The sequence below is a fragment of the Vibrio sp. 10N.261.51.C6 genome (genome assembly GCF_041471785.1).
Classification (GTDB): domain Bacteria; phylum Pseudomonadota; class Gammaproteobacteria; order Enterobacterales; family Vibrionaceae; genus Vibrio; species Vibrio crassostreae_C.
The window spans coordinates 1-19,453 of the sequence record NZ_JBFRPB010000093.1 but is presented as its reverse complement, the minus strand read 5'-3'; the positions used below and the strand labels follow the sequence as shown (position 1 = coordinate 19,453).

At 45.5% G+C, this 19,453-nt stretch carries 16 protein-coding genes; 6 read left to right on the top strand and 10 right to left on the bottom strand.

Translation table 11 applies throughout. The features are described 5' to 3' along the window. Positions 1-79: 79 nt before the first annotated feature. From lolE to lolC, 3 genes are read right to left on the bottom strand one after another with little or no spacing between them, the layout of a single operon-like run. Positions 80-1,324 (bottom strand): lipoprotein-releasing ABC transporter permease subunit LolE, encoded by a 1,245-nt coding sequence (gene lolE / locus AB4375_RS20720; protein ID WP_017068087.1) that lies wholly within the window; start codon positions 1,322-1,324, stop codon positions 80-82. After that, positions 1,325-2,017, bottom strand: a complete 693-nt coding sequence (lolD, locus tag AB4375_RS20715; protein ID WP_017060230.1) for a lipoprotein-releasing ABC transporter ATP-binding protein LolD — start codon at positions 2,015-2,017, stop codon at positions 1,325-1,327. It lies immediately after the preceding gene. After that, complete coding sequence (gene lolC / locus AB4375_RS20710; protein ID WP_102429154.1) at positions 2,010-3,218, bottom strand: lipoprotein-releasing ABC transporter permease subunit LolC; 1,209 nt, start codon at positions 3,216-3,218, stop codon at positions 2,010-2,012. Before lolC ends, lolD begins: the two co-directional genes overlap by 8 nt. A gap of 227 nt (positions 3,219-3,445) precedes the next feature. Between lolC and AB4375_RS20705 the strand changes: the two genes are divergently transcribed. The 4 genes from AB4375_RS20705 (at position 3,446) to AB4375_RS20690 (ending at position 8,997) form a co-directional block, all read left to right on the top strand. After that, a complete protein-coding gene (locus tag AB4375_RS20705; protein WP_017065300.1) occupies positions 3,446-4,015 on the top strand; it encodes a hypothetical protein in 570 nt (189 codons plus the stop codon). Between the two features lie 6 nt (positions 4,016-4,021). Next, on the top strand, positions 4,022-7,483 hold the full coding sequence (gene mfd, locus AB4375_RS20700) for a transcription-repair coupling factor (protein ID WP_372052437.1): 3,462 nt from the start codon (positions 4,022-4,024) through the stop codon (positions 7,481-7,483). Between the two features lie 63 nt (positions 7,484-7,546). Then, entirely contained in the window at positions 7,547-8,314 is a 768-nt protein-coding gene (locus AB4375_RS20695; RefSeq protein WP_372052436.1) for a peptidoglycan binding protein CsiV, read from the top strand. A gap of 137 nt (positions 8,315-8,451) precedes the next feature. Further along, positions 8,452-8,997, top strand: a complete 546-nt coding sequence (locus AB4375_RS20690) for a GNAT family N-acetyltransferase (protein WP_017060225.1) — start codon at positions 8,452-8,454, stop codon at positions 8,995-8,997. A 111-nt stretch (positions 8,998-9,108) separates the two neighbouring features. On the opposite strand, the gene AB4375_RS20685 is transcribed toward AB4375_RS20690, so the two are convergent. From AB4375_RS20685 to hinT, 7 genes are all read right to left on the bottom strand, one after another. Continuing rightward, positions 9,109-10,398 (bottom strand): NAD(P)/FAD-dependent oxidoreductase, encoded by a 1,290-nt coding sequence (locus AB4375_RS20685; protein ID WP_009847154.1) that lies wholly within the window; start codon positions 10,396-10,398, stop codon positions 9,109-9,111. Between the two features lie 512 nt (positions 10,399-10,910). Next, complete coding sequence (ycfP, locus tag AB4375_RS20680) at positions 10,911-11,450, bottom strand: alpha/beta hydrolase YcfP (RefSeq protein WP_009847155.1); 540 nt, start codon at positions 11,448-11,450, stop codon at positions 10,911-10,913. Positions 11,451-11,558: 108 nt separating this feature from the next. Further along, positions 11,559-12,413, bottom strand: coding sequence for a phosphotransferase (locus AB4375_RS20675; RefSeq protein ID WP_017060224.1), 855 nt, complete (start codon positions 12,411-12,413; stop codon positions 11,559-11,561). 172 nt (positions 12,414-12,585) lie between these two features. After that, the gene (lpoB, locus tag AB4375_RS20670; RefSeq protein WP_017060223.1) at positions 12,586-13,176 is read right to left on the bottom strand and encodes a penicillin-binding protein activator LpoB; all 591 of its coding nucleotides are present in this window, start codon (positions 13,174-13,176) and stop codon (positions 12,586-12,588) included. An 86-nt stretch (positions 13,177-13,262) separates the two neighbouring features. Further along, positions 13,263-13,646: a YcfL family protein gene (locus AB4375_RS20665; protein WP_017060222.1), complete on the bottom strand. Its 384-nt coding sequence runs from the start codon at positions 13,644-13,646 to the stop codon at positions 13,263-13,265. Beyond that, entirely contained in the window at positions 13,646-15,037 is a 1,392-nt protein-coding gene (locus AB4375_RS20660; protein WP_372052435.1) for a COG3014 family protein, read from the bottom strand. Before AB4375_RS20660 ends, AB4375_RS20665 begins: the two co-directional genes overlap by 1 nt. A gap of 296 nt (positions 15,038-15,333) precedes the next feature. Beyond that, the gene (gene hinT / locus AB4375_RS20655) at positions 15,334-15,684 is read right to left on the bottom strand and encodes a purine nucleoside phosphoramidase (RefSeq protein ID WP_017065295.1); all 351 of its coding nucleotides are present in this window, start codon (positions 15,682-15,684) and stop codon (positions 15,334-15,336) included. Between the two features lie 277 nt (positions 15,685-15,961). Here hinT and AB4375_RS20650 point away from each other — a divergent pair, with 277 nt between their 5' ends. Together AB4375_RS20650 and AB4375_RS20645 are read left to right on the top strand one after the other, a co-directional pair. Next, positions 15,962-17,953: a methyl-accepting chemotaxis protein gene (locus AB4375_RS20650; protein WP_017068093.1), complete on the top strand. Its 1,992-nt coding sequence runs from the start codon at positions 15,962-15,964 to the stop codon at positions 17,951-17,953. Positions 17,954-18,150: 197 nt separating this feature from the next. Next, a complete protein-coding gene (locus tag AB4375_RS20645; protein WP_017068094.1) occupies positions 18,151-19,317 on the top strand; it encodes a DUF1887 family protein in 1,167 nt (388 codons plus the stop codon). Positions 19,318-19,453 lie beyond the last annotated feature (136 nt).

Sequence of the window (19,453 nt, the reverse complement as noted above, 5' to 3'; positions counted from 1 at the left end):
CTTTAACTGATCGGCATTACCCCACTGGGATCCTTTTTTGTATCGACTGAAAACTGACGGCCTGTTATTTAGGCGAATGCTATTTAGAACTCAGCACTGAGGCTGGATTCAACTTCGCCGCGCGTGATGCTGGGTACCATGTCGCCAGTAAACTCAGCACAATCGCAGTGCCGGAAACCACAACAACATCCGTCATATCAAGTTGTGATGGCAAGAAGTCGACAAAATAGATATCACCGGACAAGAACTGGTGATCGACCAACTTTTCAAGTCCTTTGATTAGTGTCGTGAGATTAAGAGCGACTAGCACACCTATTGCACTGCCCACTAAACTGCCTAACACGCCTGAGAATACGCCCTGCCAAACAAAGATGCGCTTCACAAGGCCGTCTGATGCACCCATGGTTCTTAAAATCGCGATCTCTGATGCTCTGTCTTTTACTGCCATCATTAGCGTCGAGACAATATTGAAACAAGCCACACCAATAACCAGTACCATCACCAGATACATGATGGTACGAACGAGTTGGATATCTCGATACAAGAAACCAAACTTCTGCTGCCAGCTTCGTAGATACACATACACATCAAGCTGATTGCCCACTTCACGCACAATAGAGTTCGCGTTCAGCACATCGGTCACTTTCAAAGAAACCCCAGTTACCGCCTCACCTAAGTTTGCGTAGACCTGAGCATCACCAATCGGGATTAGCGCCAAACTGTGATCTATCTGACCATTAAGCGTCAGCAAGCCAACCACTTTCACTCGAACACGTTTTGGTGCCTGAACCTTCACAGAACCGTTTACCGTCGGAATCATCAAAGTCAGATAATCACCGACTTTCGCACCCAGCACATTCGCTACACCAGAACCCAAAATGATCTGTTGTTGCCCTTCCTTAAACTCGCTCCAAGCTTGCTTATCGATAAAACTCGATAGGCTTGATACCTGTTGTTCTAGCTGCGGATCAACGCCGCGAACTTCAATTGCTTTGAGTTCTTTGCCCTTTTCAGCAAGCGCAGTAATTTTCACATAAGGCGCAGCAGCAACGACTTTATCGTGCTTAACCGACTCCTCAATCACGTGCTCCCAACGAGTCACAGGCTCATTCACGCCTTCAAATTCACCATGAGGAATGACAGAAAGTACTCGTGATTGAAGCTCTCGCTCAAAGCCATTCATCGCAGATAAGCCGATAATGATCACCGCGACACCAACCGCAATACCAATCGTCGAAGACAATGAGATGAACGACACCATCTTGTCTCGTTGTTTCGCACGGCTAAATCGGCCGCCTATCAATAGAGATAAAGAGGAAAACACTTAGCTCTCCTCTTTTTCTACGTTGACCAGTAAACCATCTTGCATGTGAAGTTGGCGATCCATCTTACCGGCAAGTTCACCATCGTGAGTCACGACCAAAAAGGCAGTATCGTATTCACGGTTCAGTTCACGCATTAAGTCGTAAATAGACAGTGCGGTGTTATGGTCAAGGTTACCGGTTGGTTCATCCGCCAACACTAGCGCAGGCTTATTCACCAATGCACGAGCAATCGCCACACGTTGCCTCTCGCCACCAGAAAGCTCTGAAGGTCGGTGGTCCACGCGGTGACTCAATCCAACTTTGTCCAACAAACGTTGTGCTTCTTGCTTTGCTTTAGCGGGCTTTTCGCCGCCAATCAATAACGGCATCGCCACGTTTTCTAAAGCTGAAAAGTCAGATAGAAGATGATGGAACTGATACACAAAGCCAAGATGCTGGTTGCGAAGCTTCGCCTGCTTATTCGAACTCAAAGATGCTAAATCTTGACCAAGAAAACTCACACTGCCCGCAGAAGCATCGTCTAATGCGCCTAATATATGCAGTAAGGTACTTTTGCCCGAGCCAGAGGTACCGATGATTGCTACTAGCTCACCCTTTTCGATGTCAAAGCTGACTCCCTTGAGCACCTCAGTATCTAACGAGCCTTCACGGTACGTTTTACGGATATCATTACATTGAAGAAAATTACTCATAACGAAGGGCCTCAGCAGGTTTCACAGACGATGCACGATAAGAAGGGAATACAGTGGCAATCAGGCTAAGTGCAATAGCCAGAACCACAACAACAGCGATTTGAATTGGGTTAATCAAAATTGGTAACTGTCCACCAAAGGAGAATAGAGCAACGCCCATCGCCTCTAAAATAGTATTAAGGTTCATCGCTAGAGCAACGCCTAACACACCACCAGAGAGCGCACCAATCACGCCACTACTTGCGCCTTGAACCATGAAGATCCCCATGACTTGACCATCAGTCATGCCTTGGGTCTTAAGAATCGCGACTTCAGACTGCTTCTCCATCACCACCATGATAAGTGCTGAGATAATATTGAAAGCAGCAACACCGATGATAAGCCCAAGCATTAAACCCATCATGTTTTTCTCCATACGAACCGCTTGGAACAGCTCGCCACGTTGGTCACGCCAGTCGCTCCACAACCAACCTTCCGGTAATGGCTGAGTTGATAACTCTGCGACTTCAAACGGGTCTTCAAAAAATAGTCGCCAGCCTGAAATAGTGTCTGATTTATAACGCATCAAACGCCCAGCGTCTTGGATGTCTGTCACCATCAGTTGAGCGTCGATATCAGAACCTGTATTGAAAATACCGGCAACGGTGAAATTTCGTTGGCTTGGAATACGACCTAACGGGGTGTACTGGCTCGCGCTGGTCACCATCAGGCGAACTTTGTCACCCATAGATACCTTCAAATTTCTGGCCAAGGTGTGACCAAGAAATAGCTGATACTGGCCCGCTTTAAGTGAAGACAATCTGCCCGCAATCAAGTGGTTTTGAAGAGGGTCATCTGAATTGGGTTCAATGCCAATTAACAAACCCGCAGATAATTGAGCCGGACTCTGAATCACTGCCTCACTGCGGACAATCGGTTCAACGTGACCATTAAGCGAGATTTGCTCTGCAAAATTAGGCGCTTGGGCAGAAAGAGAGGTAGTGCCACCTTGCTCATAAACCACCGCTTGAGGAAGAACACCAAGAATTCGGTCTTTTAACTGCGCTTCGAATCCATTCATTACCGATAAAACAGTAACCAAAGACAGCACACCAATGGTGATACCTGCCGTCGACATATAAGAAACAAAACGGCTAAAGCGATCACCTGAACGGCCTTTCAAATAGCGTAGGCCAACAAACAACGAAATAGGATGAAACATACTTTGAACCATCTAAAGGGGATGCGGGTTAATGTAACGGGTATTGCTGTTACTGTGTAGGGGTTAATTGAAAATATAGAGTGAATTAACTCAATTAGTTAGGCTTGAAAAACAGAACCTTGTCAAATAGCCAAATTTCAAACAACTATTTGAGACTTTCAATTAACTGACCTTGATTACTGTGGCCACATAGCGATAATCAATAGATCACTTCAAGGAACTAACGCATGACAGAACAAGAGTTTTTCACCGTTCACCATAGCCTTACCGCTAATATTGAACCAATGGACAGCGGCTTCACTTTACCTTCTCAAATTCAATTCGAATCTGAGATCCCAGCACCATTTGTGGTGGCAAGTGAATTTAGCCAATTGGATCTGTTAGCTGACAGCGCTCGAGCGGAACTGAAAAACAGCGACTTGAAGAATGTCACCAGTTTATTGGATGCACAAAACTCAAAATTAAACCTCTTGTTGAGCTTTATGTTATCGCAGCAAGATGATGAGAAATTTCGCACTCACACCTATTCATTTGGTGCGAGTCAGTTTTCCTGCTTTTCAAAAGCAGACATCGAACCGGGTCGCTTAGTAAAAGCCAAACTTTTTCTAGAGCACCCAGCTGCAGCCATTTATTGCTACGCAGAAGTATTTGCTAGCGAGGCGAAAGACTCAGGTTTCGAAATCAAATTTAAATACGCTCATCTTCGCGATACCGACCAAGACCTGCTCATTAAAGCGGCACTTTATCAACAACAGAAACTCTTGCGTCAACGCTCTCTAGACCGAGATAACAAGTAAATTAACATGACCAAAAAATCCATATTTACACTACCTAAACTTAAAGGTGCCGGTGACAAAAAGCACATCGGTAACCTAGTCGGTTCGTCTCTCGCTCTTGCCATTGCCAAACTCGCAGAGCAACACAACAGCCATACCGTCTTGGCTGTACCCGACCCACAAGTGGCGCTTAAGCTTCAATCTGAAATTGAACAGTTTACGGCACATGAAGTCGCATTATTCCCTGACTGGGAAACGCTGCCATACGATAGCTTCTCGCCGCACCAAGAGATCATCTCAGATCGTATCGCACGCCTTTACGCACTGCCAACACTAAAAGATGGCATCACGATCGTTCCGATCAGCACGTTATTGCAACGCCAGTCACCGCGAGACTTTTTGCTACAACACACGTTAATGGTGAAAACGGGCGATCTCTACTCGCTTGAGAAACTGCGCCTACAGCTTGAAAAGTCAGGCTATCGTTACGTTGATCAAGTGTTTGGCCCCGGTGAATACGCAAGTCGTGGTTCTATTCTCGATCTGTTCCCAATGGGCAGTAAAGACCCGTATCGAATCGATTTTTTCGATGACGAAATCGACACTATTCGTACTTTCGATCCTGAAAACCAGCGTTCTATCGAAGACATCTCTGAGATCCGCCTGCTGCCTGCTCACGAATTCCCAACCTCGGAAACGGCGATTGAAGATTTCCGTATTCGTTGGCGCCAACAGTTTGATGCGCGCCGCGAACCAGAATCGGTTTATATGCAGGTTTCTAAGGGTACTTGGCCTGCTGGTATCGAGTACTGGCAACCGCTGTTCTTCGATCACACAGAAACCTTGTTTGATTACGTTGCCGATGAAGCGCAACTGCTGATTCTAGGTGATGTCGAGACTGCAGTAGACTCATTCCTAACGGACGTTGCTCATCGATACGAACAGCGCGGTGTTGACCCATTACGGCCACTTCTCACGCCTGAACAACTGTGGCTGAAGAAAGACGAGCTGTTCGCTCACTTCAAACAGAAGCCACAAGTTAACCTGAGTCTAGATTCGATTGAAGAGAAAGCAGGCCGCACCAACTTGCCTGTCGTGTCATTACCTGACCTCAGCGTTCAGCATCAAAATAAAGAACCTTTAGCTAACCTAAGAAAGTTCACAGAAGCCTTCGACGGCAAAGTAGTATTTTCGGTTGAATCAGAAGGTCGTCGTGAAGCGCTGAGTGAACTGCTTCGTGGTATTAAAGTTCGTCCAAGCGAAGTTGAAAACCTCGATGCCTCAATTAAAGGCAAAGACAAGTTCAGCCTCATCCTTGGCTCTGCTGAACACGGTTTTATCCATGAAGAGCAAAACATCGCCCTTATCTGTGAAAGCGACCTGTTGGGTGATCGCGTTGTTCAGCGCCGTAAGAAAGACAAAAAAAGTGTTAACAGCGACACTGTCATTCGTCACTTAGCCGAACTTAAACCAGGTCAACCTGTAGTGCACATTGACCACGGTATTGGTCGCTACATCGGCTTGCAGACACTCGAAGCCGGTGGCATGAAAACCGAATACGTGACACTTGAGTACCAAAACGATGCCAAGCTGTACGTGCCCGTTGCGTCTTTGAACCTTATTGGACGTTACTCTGGTGGCGCCGAAGAGTCTGCACCGCTACACAAACTAGGTGGTGAGGCGTGGCAAAAAGCGCGTAAGCGTGCCGCTGAAAAAGTACGTGACGTTGCTGCAGAGCTGCTGGATGTTTACGCCAAGCGTGAGCTTAAACCTGGCTACAAGTTTGTACTCGACCGCGGCCAATACGCGACTTTCAAATCTGGCTTCCCGTTTGAAGAAACCGATGACCAAGCGATGGCCATCAATGCTGTTATGTCTGATATGTGCCAAGCCAAAGCCATGGACCGTTTGGTGTGTGGTGATGTTGGCTTTGGTAAAACCGAAGTCGCGATGCGTGCAGCATTCGTTTGTACCGACAACAGCAAACAAGTAGCGGTTTTAGTTCCTACTACTCTACTTGCTCAGCAACACTTCGAAAACTTCCGTGACCGTTTCGCCAACTTGCCGATTCGTGTTGAGGTTCTATCCCGATTCAAATCAGCTAAAGAGCAAAAACTAATCATGCAAGATGTCGCCGACGGTAAAGTGGATATCCTAGTCGGGACTCACAAGCTGCTTTCGAGCGATATTAAGTTTAAAGACCTAGGCCTGCTGGTTGTCGATGAAGAACACAGATTTGGTGTACGTCAGAAAGAGAAAGTGAAAGCGATGCGTGCGGATGTCGATATTCTAACGCTTACTGCGACACCGATCCCGCGAACGCTGAACATGGCAATGAGTGGCATGCGTGACCTTTCGATCATCGCTACACCACCCGCACGACGCTTGGCAATTAAAACCTTCGTTCGCGAGAGTGATGATGCCATCGTCAGAGAAGCGGTGCTGCGTGAAATCATGCGTGGTGGCCAGGTTTACTTCCTACACAACCAAGTCGACACGATTGAGAAAACAGCAGAGTCATTGCAAAAGCTGATTCCAGAGGCGCGCGTGACTGTAGCTCATGGCCAGATGCGAGAGCGCGAACTGGAACGCATCATGAATGACTTCTACCACCAGCGCTTCAACTTACTGGTGTGTACAACCATCATTGAAACCGGTATCGACGTACCAACGGCAAATACCATCTTGATGGACAGAGCCGATAACCTTGGTTTAGCACAGCTGCACCAATTACGTGGTCGTGTAGGTCGTTCGCACCACCAAGCTTATGCTTACTTGTTAACGCCACACCCTAAAGCAATGACCAAAGATGCGATCAAGCGATTGGATGCGATAGCTTCGCTCGAAGACTTGGGCGCAGGCTTTACCCTAGCAACTCACGATTTAGAGATTCGTGGTGCGGGTGAGCTGTTGGGTGATGAACAGAGTGGTCAAATCCAGTCGGTTGGTTTCACCTTGTACATGGAGATGCTTGAACAAGCGGTTGAAGCGTTGAAAGAAGGTCGAGAGCCTTCGCTTGATGATCTATTGCGTGAACAAACTGAAATTGAGATGCGTCTGCCTGCACTATTGCCAGACGACTATATTCCAGACATCAACACGCGTTTATCAACATACAAACGTATTGCGAGTGTGAGTGACACCGACGAATTGGCAGAGTTGAAAGTCGAGCTGATTGATCGCTTCGGCCTTCTGCCTGATGCAACCAAGAACTTGTTATCAGTTTCTGAGCTAAAATTAGCCGCAGCGTCTATCAAAGCGAAGAAAATTGAAGCCCACGATAAGGGTGGATTCTTAGAATTCTACCCGGATGCTGACATAAACCCGACCTACCTTGTTAAACTGTTGCAATCTCAACCGCAAAAGTTTTCAATGGAAGGACCAACAAAGTTCAAGTTTACGATACCATTGGTCGACAGACGGAAGCGAATTCAATTTGTTAGTGATTTATTGGGCGAATTCAGACAAAACTTGCTGCCTTCAGCATAAGACCCAATCCACTTGCACATATAAATTATCCAGCCGGTAGTTCGGCTGGAAGACGGAGTAAAAATGAAAAGACTGATCCCACTGCTACTATTGTTCGTCTCACTGCCAAGTTTGGCGCAGAGACAATTTGATATAGAAGTGATCATTTTTAAGCGCGCTGTTGATGCAGAGAAGGTGAACGAATCTTGGCCAAATACACAGCCTAAGATTTCACTTGAACGCGTTGGTTCATTTCAAGATACCCAATACCGAGAAAAGAAAGGTGTTCAAATGCTACCTTACTCGGAATACAAGTTAACGCCTCAGAAAGACAAGCTACGTAAACACGCTGGCTTTGAAGTTCTGATGCATACCGCTTGGCGTCAAGGCGACCAAGGTAAGAGCTCGGCACCTGTTTTCCATATTCAAGCAGGTAAAGATTTCTCTAAACAGTTTAATGCTGATGGCTCTGAAAAAGGCGCAATCACTGCAGGCAGCGCTGATGGGTTCCAAGAAGAGACCATTGATAAGCCACTCTACGAATTAGACGGCAAGCTGCAGATCTACGTTCAGCACTACCTATACGCTGAAACGACATTAGATTTAAAAGCGCCAAGCGTTCGTGAAGTGACTCTACAAGAGCAACAAATTGAGCTAGATTCACCAGTAAGTGGCGCAGAAAGCAACGTCCAGGTAGGCAATCTAACTGAAATTTCTCCGACGGTTGAAGTCCAAGAGTTCCTTAAGAGCTACCGCATGGACCAAAAACGTCGTATGCGCAGTACAGAAACTCATTACCTTGACCACCCACTTCTTGGAATGGTGATTCAAGTTAGACGTGTAGCGCAGTAAATTACTTGCCGATTCGGCTATAATTATATAAATAATTCAATCCGCCCTCCTAGTGAGGGCGTTTTATTAAGTGCTATCTATCTTTATTCTGTACTGACTCTCTTTGCTCAGTACTTACACGTTACTTGGTACGCTCTATGAGCCCTGAATTTCAGATCAACACACAAAATCTTAGCCTTAAAATCATTGAGGCCTCAGATGCTCAAGAATTTTCTCAGCTGGTTAAGTCCTCCCCTAGCTTGCTGCCATGGGTCGACTGGTGTCATAAAGAGTTTTCTATCGTCGAGGCCGAGAAATTTATTCTGGCAACTCGCCTGAACTGGGTGAAAGCCGATGCGTTTGGCTTTGGCATCTTTGAACGAAAAAGCGATAAGTTAGTCGGTATGGTTGCCATTAATGAGCTTTACCACACCTTTAATATGGCGAGTTTAGGTTATTGGGTCGGTGATGACTTTCAAAGGAGAGGGATCGCCAAAGAAGCGATGTTCGCCCTATTTGAATTTTGTTTCGCGCAACTCAAGTTAACGCGTTTGGAGATTGTCTGCGATACCGAGAACCTACCCAGCCAAAAGTTGATCGAGAAGTGTGGCGCTGAGCGAGAAACCATTGCCCAGAATCGATTTCTGTTTAACGGTAAGCCGAAAGATGGCGTGGTTTATTCTGTGCTACCTCCAACGTCTTAACAGCAGAAATGAGTTCAACACCTGCGATAATCCATAATCGACACGATCAAAAAAGAGCTCCGAAGAGCTCTTTTTTATTATCAGCGTAATGCTCTGAGAAGGCTTACCTGATTAGTGAAGCTTTAGGTTTGGACGAAGTACACGGTTAATACGACCAACCAGCATCATCAGTGATGTTTTGATTAAGCCGTGAAGCGCCATCTGGTGCATGCGGTACAAAGAGATGTAAACCACACGAGCAATACGACCTTCGACCATCATCGAGCCTTTCGTCAGGTTACCCATCAAGCTACCTACCGTAGAGAAACGGCTAAGTGAAACTAGCGAGCCTTTGTCTTTGTAGATGTAGTCTTTCAGGTCACGACCGTTCAACTTAGCAATGATGTTGCTGAATGCACAGCTTGCCATTTGGTGAGCCGCTTGTGCACGTGGCGGAACGAATGAACCGTCTGCTTGTGTACATTGCGCCAAGTCACCGATTGCAAAGATGTTGTCATCCAGTGTTGTTTGCAGCGTGTTCTTCACAACCAACTGGTTGATACGGTTGGTTTCAAGACCACCGATATCTTTCATGAAATCTGGTGCTTTGATACCTGCTGCCCATACCATGATTTGAGCTGGGATCTTGTCACCATCTTTGGTTGTTAGGCCGTCAGAATCCGCCTGAGTCACCATCGTATTCGTACGAACGTTCACACCAAGCTTGGTTAGCTCAGAGTGTGCTGCACTTGAAATACGAGGAGGTAGAGCTGGAAGAATACGCTCACCCGCTTCAACTAGGTTTACGTTCAGCTTGCTTGAATCTAGGTCGCCGAAGCCGTAAGTACGAAGTTCTTTAACGGCGTTGTGTAGCTCTGCAGAAAGCTCTACACCAGTTGCACCAGCACCAACAATCGCGATGTCTACCGTGCCTTGACCGTTCTTAGCGTGAAGCTTTAAGAACTGATTGTTCATTTCTGTACGGAAACGGTGTGCTTGCTCTGGGCTATCAAGGAAAATACAGTTGTCACGAACGCCTGGAGTGTTGAAGTCGTTTGACGTTGAGCCTAGCGCCATCACTAGAATATCGTATTCAAGTTCACGGCTTGGCATCAGCAGTTCACCGTGCTCGTCTGTAAGCTCGCTTAGTGCAATCACTTTACGCTCACGATCGATGTCGTTCAGGCTGCCCATTTGGAAATCGAAGTAATGGTTTTTTGCGTGCGCACGGTAGCTTAATGCATCAACACCTTCATCCAGTGAGCCCGTTGCTACTTCATGAAGTAATGGTTTCCATAGGTGGCTTGCTTTACGGTCTACCAGAGTAATCTGGGCACGTTTCTTACGACCTAAAGTGCGGCCTAGCTTAGTTGCTAGTTCTAAACCACCAGCACCGCCGCCTACTACGATAATTTTTGTCACAATGACAATCCTCTACAAAATGAATAAATGGGGTTCGGCTCGATTACTCCAACCGATAAATTCTATGTATCTACTCGGCCTTGAATGCGAAGGCTGTTACAAATTGGGTTACCGCGAAAAAGAATAACGACAGCTCACCGAGTAGTTAGAGGGGTTACAAACAACAAATAATGGTTTGTTGCTTTGCTCACGTGGATATAAAAGGTGACTACCTGAGAGGCAGAACACAAATTATGGGCAAGTTTTTTCACTCGCTCTCAATTTTTTTTGATATTTGTCAAAATATTTTGCTTGGGAACATTATATATAGCAAAAAGATGACCGCAACAAAAAAATCCTTACCCTCAATGAGGATTCGCGACTAATTAGTTAACGTTTGCGCAAACTGATCTATAAATGCACAAACCGACCGATAAAACATATACAACTACTTTATCAATACCAATCTCTAAGATTCAGATGTGAAAAAGCAGCACTCATTGAGCACTGCTTTTATAAAACATCTGGATTGATTAAGCGTTTTTGAACGCTTTCATTGCTTGAAGATGTTGAGAGATCTTTTTGAATTTATGACTCTCTTTCTCATCCCAGATTACATCATAGTAATCTTCTAGCGCGGCAGCTGTTTTGGTATTGTCGTGAATTTCATCTTCACGAGAAAGCACCACTAAACAGCGTCCTTTGTTTTTCATACGGTACTGAGCAACACATTTAGTTGCGATGTCTTCGTACTCTTCTGGACGGTCAATTCGACCTACCATGTTGTTCTCAGGGTGCAGATTAGGGTTGAACACCACCTGCTTAATCCCACATAAGAAACCAATACGCTCAGACCAAAAACCACCTAAACCTACACCACAAATAATGGGATGCGGATCATCGGATTGCTCTATCACCTTATGCACTTCTTTTAGCAGATGCTGCATATCGTGTTTTGGATGCAAAGTACTGTAGTTGATGAAACGAACGTCATCATCAATGAATTGCAACTGCAGTATTTTTTCGTGATTGCCCGGGCTTGTTGAGTCGAAGCCATGTAGATAGATAATCATTGTACCTCCCCCGTTGAATATTGGTACGTTTTGATCAATCTAACACGAAAAACAAGGTTTTAAAGGTAACAGCTGAGAAATTATATTTTTCACTTCCTAAACGTGATCCTAGCTACATAAAGTGTGACTCAGAGCCTCCGCTTCACGCAGATAACTTTCATCGCCCCAAAGCTGATGAGCAAGTAAATACCATAGCATCGCCATCATCTGGCTTCTTGGTAACCATGCTTCTACACCATCAAGCCAAGGCTGAACATCATGGATTCCTCGCAGCTGACAGTACTTCTCAACCGCTTCTGTGACTGGCGCGCCAGCAACCGCAATGGTTAATGTTAAATCGAGCCTAGGGTCTGCGAGCGCAGCGTATTCCCAATCAATAATCTTAATGCAGTCACTGTTTCTCACTAGGTTATAACCACCTAAGTCAAAATGGCACAAAGACAGGTCAACATTGGTAATACTCGGAGCCACCCGCCACTCTTGATAAATCTTAGTGCAGGCTTCGGTCTTATGAATCGCATCAAGCTGCAGCCAGTAATGGTCGACTCGCGCCGTGAAACTGAATGGTTGCAGTGGTAATCGCGCAGTATTAACCAGATGAACAGAGATCAGCGTTTTCAACAGGTCATCGAGTTCTAGATCTTCGTAAAGTGTCTCACCCGCAATCCACTCAACCAGTAACCCCTGCTCATTCACTACCATTGGGCTTGGCCCGATACCGAGTCGCTCAATGGCAGACAGCACTTGGTACTCTTCATGGCGAGAAATGAAGAACGCTTTGGTGATAGGTGTGGTTGGCCGCCAAACATACGCAGTACCATCGGCATCGACCAACTTCCAACATCGATTGGTCAAACCGCCTGTTAATGTCTGTGCTCTAACTGGAGGCTCAGAAAAGTAACCGTCAAGCGAACTCAAACTGGTATCAAGAAGCTTAGCCTCAGACCAAGAAAAAATTGCCATATTTACTCCCTATAAACGTCTTAACTGCCCTATAAACGTCTTCATTCCCTACAAAAAAGACACTGACCAAAAGCCAGTGTCTCTTCATAAACAGCACATCATGCACTGCATTGGCGTGTGACCAAGCTATACGCTTTCAATAGTAAGTGTCATAGTTGGCAGTTAAGCGAAATTAAAGACCTAGTAGGCTCTTAGATTGCTGCTTACGGATTTCAGTCTCGTCAGCCCACTCGATCAAGCCAGACTCAAGGTCCATCAGACGCATCGTCATTTTGTAGTACACGTCTTCGTCGCTACCTGCTTTCTTAACGATGCTTGATAGGTTGCCGTACAACATGTACTGAGCACCAACCATTTTACCGAACTGGATTGCTGAGCTTTGGTTTACTAGCTCATCATTGTTTTGGAAGTTCAGTTGGTCACGAACAGACTCTACACGGTCCATATCAACGAAACGGAACTTACCAGAGTTCAGCATTTTAGTACTGATTGTGTCAGTGATTGACTCAGTATCGATGTGCTCACTTGTTTTGTTCTTGATTCGCTCTACAAACACGATTGGACGCTGTTCACGAGTAATGTAAGACACAGAACCAGACGCCATCATGCTATCGACCATTTCACCCGCAATCGTTTGAAGGTCAGTTGAACCGAAATCGATTGTCGTGGTTTCTACTGCTTGTGCATCACCGTAGCTTACCTTGTTTGAACAACCGCCTAAAATAACCGCTAAACCTAGTAGCGCAATGACACTCTTTTTCATTTTGTTTCCTCAACTTATCACTGAGCGGGGTTACCCACACTCTTAAATTCTTGTATTTACGAATCATGAGACCCGTTTAATCTAACTTACTGCTCTCGGAACTGGACTCTGAACTGAGTCGCTTTCGGGTTTACCGACACTTCCGACAACGAAATACTTTCAAAACCACGAACAATCGCTTGCTTCCAAGGACCTTGTTTAAGGTTGACCTCAAGCCCGGCATCGTCGTACCAGTAAAAACGATAAAGAATATGTTGATCGCCTTTATAGTTACTGTTTAAACGAACGATTCCTCGCGTATGACCGTCGACCAGATCGGTGCGAATATCTTCAACCTGTAAACGGCTGCCCAATACCTTGTCACCAAAGAAAACGTTCTGAGTCAGACTATCGACCCTTACGCCAGCTGTATTATCAGCACAACCAGCCAGAGCCATAACCGCTGCTAAGCTCACTAACCACTTTTTCATTACAGCCTCCCTAGCTGTTTATGCCACATTGTTGCATTGTTTCCTTGTCGAGAAATCCACACCAAGGTGGTCTGCCCTTCTCGAATATCAAAGTCGTACGTTTTAGCGCCCGCTTCCAACGTATATTGACCGCTATTTGCTACAAACGTACTGCTCTTAATCTCTGCAGGTAATGATTGCCAACTGCGAGTGTCTGGTTGCTCTGTCAGTGTGTTCCACACGTTGAACAGAATATTACCGACATCATCGCCTTTGGTTGCTTCTTTTCGAATGCGATCTTTCGCGACTACACGTAGCGCTTGGCGAATAACAATGCTTGTCATACGTTCCGATAGATCGTTCTGCGCCATCGCGTTTACATCAGTGATCAAATGTTCTTGTAGCGGCTGTCCGCTGATTCGCAAGGCAGAAAAACGCTCTACGTTTTGACTTGGGTAATATGGCAGCGCAAGAGAGTATATTGCCCCCTGATCGCGACTGTCATAAACAGGCAAATCCAGTCGCCAACTGTCCATAGCTTGCACAGCGCTCTGCTCTTGAAGAACAATCACTCGCCCTTCACCTGCACTAAGTTTAGAAGATTGCTTATAGCGTTTTTCTAATGTTGCTAAATCTTGTCGCATCCCTAAACGAGCGGCTGTTGCCATGGTTCTATCGATGATTTCTTGGTTATCTGGCATCACAGCCAAAGCACGACGATAGTCAACGTAGGCGCTGTTTAAATCATTTGACGCTTCATAAAGCAGACCAGACAAGAACATCAGATACGCATTCTGTACTGACTGCAGTTTCTTACCCGCATCAGGGTAATTGGCAAGGATGCTACCCACATTGGCAGACAAGCCTTGCTTCTTCGCATCGCTGGCTGCTTTGTCTAACTCAGCCTCGCGTTGCTTCTTCGCTTGTTCTTGAACTTGGTTGGCGCGACGCATTTCGATCACCGCACCTTCTAAATCGTTTTTCTTGAGGTAATTTAAACCGAGATACAGATGAAGAAAGCCCAACTCGTAATCGGCTGGCACATACTCGGTAATATTGTCATTCACAGCCAACGCACCCACACTGGTTGCACTGTCTGAGATTGAGATCACGGCTTTGCGTTGCTGCTCAGTAACCGCCTGATCAGCCACTTCAAACGAAGCCTTACTCTCAGGGTATTTTTGATCCAGCAGATTAATTCTGCCTCTTTCAAAGTTATCAAGGATGTCGCCTGCCGCGTAATCTGGTAGCTCTTGCTGAGCCTCTGAATAATCTCCAAATTTAACGGCTTGGTAGATCGCTTTGTTTTGTGCGCTGTAATGACTGAACAGGCTTCCTGCAGACATACTCGCACAACCTACGGTCAACGCCGATAACAGGGCAATGGAAGCGAATCTAAACTGTTGCTTCACTTATCGTCTCCGTGCATGTTTAAAATGCCTACTTTATTAGGGTCTGATGACCTTTAATGGTCTCATTATCAAAACGAAACGCGTTGTAAAAAGGGTCTCAAGCCAGTTGAAACCCTACTGATTTAGCCTCTGCCTAAGCGATGCCGACATTCAGACAACAGATAGAACTTAAAGTTGGCATACAAACTACAAATTTTCCAACTAACTACTTGTGTTAACCCACTAATGAGCGCGTTTAAACTAGCTCATTAGCTTTCATTAACTCGTTAGCTTTTCATTAGCTCATTAACTTTTTATTAGCTCATTAATAGGGGGCCAAGTGGACGGCCGCCAACCAAGTGCATGTGAATATGATAAACCTCTTGGCCACCGTGAGAGTTACAGTTCACGATAAGACGATAGCCATCTTCTGCAATGCCCTCTTCTTTTGCTAACTTGCGAGCAACAGTAAACATGCGCCCCATCATCGCTTCATCTTCGACTTCAACATCGTTAGTTGTCGGAATCAGCTTGTTTGGGATGATTAGGATATGGCTTGGCGCGCGAGGGTTAATATCGCGAAATGCGGTTACTAAATCGTCTTGGTATAGTAGATCTGCTGGGATTTCTTTGTTGATGATCTTAGTAAAAATGGTTTCTTCAGCCATGTTTCTCTCCGATAAAACATTTATTTTTTAATGCTTTGAGTATGCGCTATGCCGCATCAAACCACAATAAATCTGCTTTAAAGCATAATAAAAAACACCGTTCAAATCAAAGAAAACGAGCCTTAGCTCTCAAGAATGGCATGTTGGTTATAACTGAGCGCTATTTTTGACGTGTGCGTCATAAAATGCGTAAGCCGAGCTCAATAGAATGCTGATAATTTTGTTAGTTTTACTTTGACCTGACATTGGGTCTGCATTTTTATTTAGGGAGAAAGCCATGAAGGGATCTGTGATCAAGCGTATGTACGCTGGTTTCGCACTGATCATTATCATGTTCGCAGTCACGATAACCATCATGATGAACAGCATGAATCAGATACACAGCAATTTTGAGAGTGTCTCAGAAACCTCATTACCACTTGTCGCGCTTTCAAATCAAACGAGTGTTCAATTGCTTTCTGCTGATAAGTCATTCAAAGATTTCTTAACCACACAAAACGCTGAACGCATGTCTGCAATGCGTACAGAATTTGCTGCATCACAAAACTCGTTTTCAGAAGTTCTCGGTAGTTTAGAAGCGGCAAGCCAAAACAATGCTTCACTTGTTGAACGTATCGCGCAATTAAGAGCAATGGAAGAACGCTACTTCGCCGAAGCTGACGAAGCGATGAACAACTACGTCGCGATGTTCGAAGCACAAGAACAAGTACAAAAAGCGTCTCGTGACTTCCAACGCTTACATTCAGAATTAACCGTTGGTATGAAAGAGTACGTTGCCGACCAAAAAAGCATCTCTGTAAAAGTTATGGCAAAGAGCTACTTCATCAAACTGCAAGACGCAGAAGTTATTACCTCTGATGCACTTGCTAGCTCTGATGTTGCCTTCGTTCAAAAAGCCCTTAACCAAAACAAAAAGGCCGTTACTCATCTTAACTACGCTTATCGAGGTCTATCAACACAACTACCAGCACTTAAAAATGTCTTCGATGAGTCGGTTCAGAAGTTCACCAAAGACGTTGGTCAGAAAGGTGGCGTACTAGACAAACACAACAACTACCTACAAGCCAAACAAGCGTTGTACGTGAACATCGCTAACCTAGCTCTAGAAGTTGACCAAGCGATGGCTGTTTTGGACTCATTCAACGTGACCGCTGAAGAGCAACTTAACTCATCACTCGCTGACGCAAGCAGCATCTACGACAAAGGCCTATTCAACGCGATTGCCATTGGCATTGTTGTGACTGTGTTCGCTGCTGCGATTGGTTACCACATTGCACACAGCGTACGAGAGCCATTAACTCGCATCCTCGGTACATTAGAAGGTCTAACTGAAGGTGATATGACTCAGCGTATCGATATTCGCTACGACAACGAATTCAGCCGCGTGAGCCGTCACATCAACACCTTGGCTGACAACCTGCACAATATCCTTGTGAAGTTGAATGATGCTTCAGATGACTTAACTAAGACTGCAAGCGTCAACCAGAAGACGTCATCTGAAACGCAGGCTCAATTGAACAGCCAACGTGAGCAAACCGCGACTGTTGCGACCGCAATGACAGAGATGTCTCATTCTGTACAAGAAGTGGCGAACAGCGCGCAAAGCTCACTCACCATGGTTCAACAAGTAGAATCGGCTTCTGAGTCTGGTCGTCAGATCATGAACACCAACATCAGCACCATTAATCAGCTTGAAGTTCGCCTTACTGAATCAGTGGGCGCTGTAGGCGAGCTACAACAGATGAGTAGCCAGATTGGTTCAATCCTTGACGTTATTCGTGGTATTGCTGAACAGACCAACCTACTTGCACTTAATGCGGCAATCGAAGCAGCGCGTGCAGGTGAACAAGGTCGTGGTTTTGCAGTCGTTGCCGATGAAGTACGAGTGCTAGCACAGAAGACCACTCAATCAACCTCTGAAATCGAGACTATGATCAGCAATCTGCAATCAAGCTCGAAAACTGCAAGTAACGTAATTGAAAGCTGTATGAGCGATATGGACATGTCGGTTCAACAAGCTTCAAGTGCAAACAGTGCGATGGAAGAGATCCAAGCCTTGATTCTAGAGATCAGCCACATGAGTACACACATCTCTCAAGCAGCCGCTGAGCAGAGTGAAACGTCTGGTGATATTGCACGCAACATCGAAGACATCAACCACATCGCAGATAAGAGTTACCAAGCGATGTCTTCAATTGCGGAGGCAAGCCAAAACCTAACAATTTTGGCGAATCAGCAAGGTGATTTAGTACATCAATTCAAACTATAGATAAATGAAGAATCGATAGATATTTAGTGAGATTGTTGAGACTTCTTACCCAATAGTGGTGACTAATTGAGCTAGGGCAACTTTTATCAAGGGTTGCCCTTGTTTTTTATGAGCTTTGTCATTATATGATTATTAAGGCTTGCTGCTTCCCGTTTTTTCTTTCACCTTTATGAGCGAGCCGCTATTAAGGAATTTATATGGCTGTTCATGTTGGCATTATCGATCAAGACCCCATTCGCTTGCTCACCCCATTACTTGATAACCGAGCGGTCAGCACTCACATCGTGTTTATCGGTGACAAAAATCAAGTCAGTATGTACAAACGTTTAGACAGCGTTTTGCACAAGCGCGACATTACGAGTGAGTTTTTCGAAATTCCGACCATCGTAAATACATCTGTCATTAAAGAATCTATCCAAACCCTTGCCGAAGACCTCAAAGCACGCGGTCAAGAAGTGAAGCTCAACGCAAGTTGTGGCCTCCGTCACCGCCTACTTTCTGTGTACGAAGTATTCCGTACTTACCACTGGCCAATCTTCGTGGTTGAACCAAATAGCGACAAGCTTTGCTGGTTGTACCCTAATGGTAAAGAAGACGCACAAGTTCAAGACCGCATCACTATCGACGACTACCTAACTGTGTTCGGTGCTCGCGGTGAATTCAGCGATGTTCAGCTGTCTCCGCAACTGGATCAGAAACTTTATGAACTGGGTGAACGTTGGGCAAGTAACGCACTCGAACTAGGCCCTGGCCTTGCGACATTGAACTACCTAGCAACGACCTGCCGTAAAGAACAAAAACTTGATGTAGGCCTATCTGAGAAGCAACAAGGCTATCGCGAGCTCAACATGCTGCTGAGCGATTTGGTTGAAGCTAAAATTGCGACTTACGACAATGGTATTTTGACCTTTGCCAACGAAGACGCGCGCCGCTTCTCAAACGGTGAATGGCTTGAAACATTGGTTCACAGCACAGTTAAGCAGATCCAAGATGACATGCCGACCATTCAAGACCGTTCTTTGAATGTTCAGGTATACCGTCGACTGGGTGAACGTGAGGTTCGTAACGAGCTTGATGTTGCCTCTGTGGTGAACAATAAGCTGCACATCATCGAATGTAAGACCAAAGGCATGCGTGATGATGGTGATGACACCTTGTACAAACTGGAATCGCTTAGAGACCTGCTAGGTGGCCTACAAGCACGTGCAATGTTAGTGAGCTTCCGCCCTCTTCGCCATAACGACATCACACGAGCTGAAGATCTTGGCCTTGCATTGATTGGCCCTGACGAATTGAAAGATCTTAAAACACACCTAACGGCATGGTTTACAGCTGCGGGTGGCAGTGAAGATCTAGAGTACTAAAAACCAATAAGCTCATGAGAGCTCAATGCTCTTAAGCAGATTGTTAAAAAGGCGAATGACGATTAAGTCACTCGCCTTTTTTGTTGTCTGTTTTCTCTATTGATTACTTTCAGACGGCAATCGAGTAGGAGGAGGC

Bases quoted from the DNA above. Each gene is read 5' to 3' on its own strand.
- lolD (WP_017060230.1), bottom strand. From the start codon at position 2,017: ATGAGTAATTTTCTTCAATGTAATGATATCCGTAAAACGTACCGTGAA.
- mfd (WP_372052437.1), top strand. From the start codon at position 4,022: ATGACCAAAAAATCCATATTTACACTACCTAAACTTAAAGGTGCCGGT.
- lolC (WP_102429154.1), bottom strand. From the start codon at position 3,218: ATGTTTCATCCTATTTCGTTGTTTGTTGGCCTACGCTATTTGAAAGGC.
- AB4375_RS20705 (WP_017065300.1), top strand. From the start codon at position 3,446: ATGACAGAACAAGAGTTTTTCACCGTTCACCATAGCCTTACCGCTAAT.
- lpoB (WP_017060223.1), bottom strand. From the start codon at position 13,176: ATGAAAAAGAGTGTCATTGCGCTACTAGGTTTAGCGGTTATTTTAGGC.
- AB4375_RS20665 (WP_017060222.1), bottom strand. From the start codon at position 13,646: ATGAAAAAGTGGTTAGTGAGCTTAGCAGCGGTTATGGCTCTGGCTGGT.
- hinT (WP_017065295.1), bottom strand. From the start codon at position 15,684: ATGGCTGAAGAAACCATTTTTACTAAGATCATCAACAAAGAAATCCCA.
- AB4375_RS20645 (WP_017068094.1), top strand. From the start codon at position 18,151: ATGGCTGTTCATGTTGGCATTATCGATCAAGACCCCATTCGCTTGCTC.
- AB4375_RS20650 (WP_017068093.1), top strand. From the start codon at position 15,962: ATGAAGGGATCTGTGATCAAGCGTATGTACGCTGGTTTCGCACTGATC.
- AB4375_RS20690 (WP_017060225.1), top strand. From the start codon at position 8,452: ATGAGCCCTGAATTTCAGATCAACACACAAAATCTTAGCCTTAAAATC.
- AB4375_RS20675 (WP_017060224.1), bottom strand. From the start codon at position 12,413: ATGGCAATTTTTTCTTGGTCTGAGGCTAAGCTTCTTGATACCAGTTTG.
- ycfP (WP_009847155.1), bottom strand. From the start codon at position 11,450: ATGATTATCTATCTACATGGCTTCGACTCAACAAGCCCGGGCAATCAC.
- AB4375_RS20695 (WP_372052436.1), top strand. From the start codon at position 7,547: ATGAAAAGACTGATCCCACTGCTACTATTGTTCGTCTCACTGCCAAGT.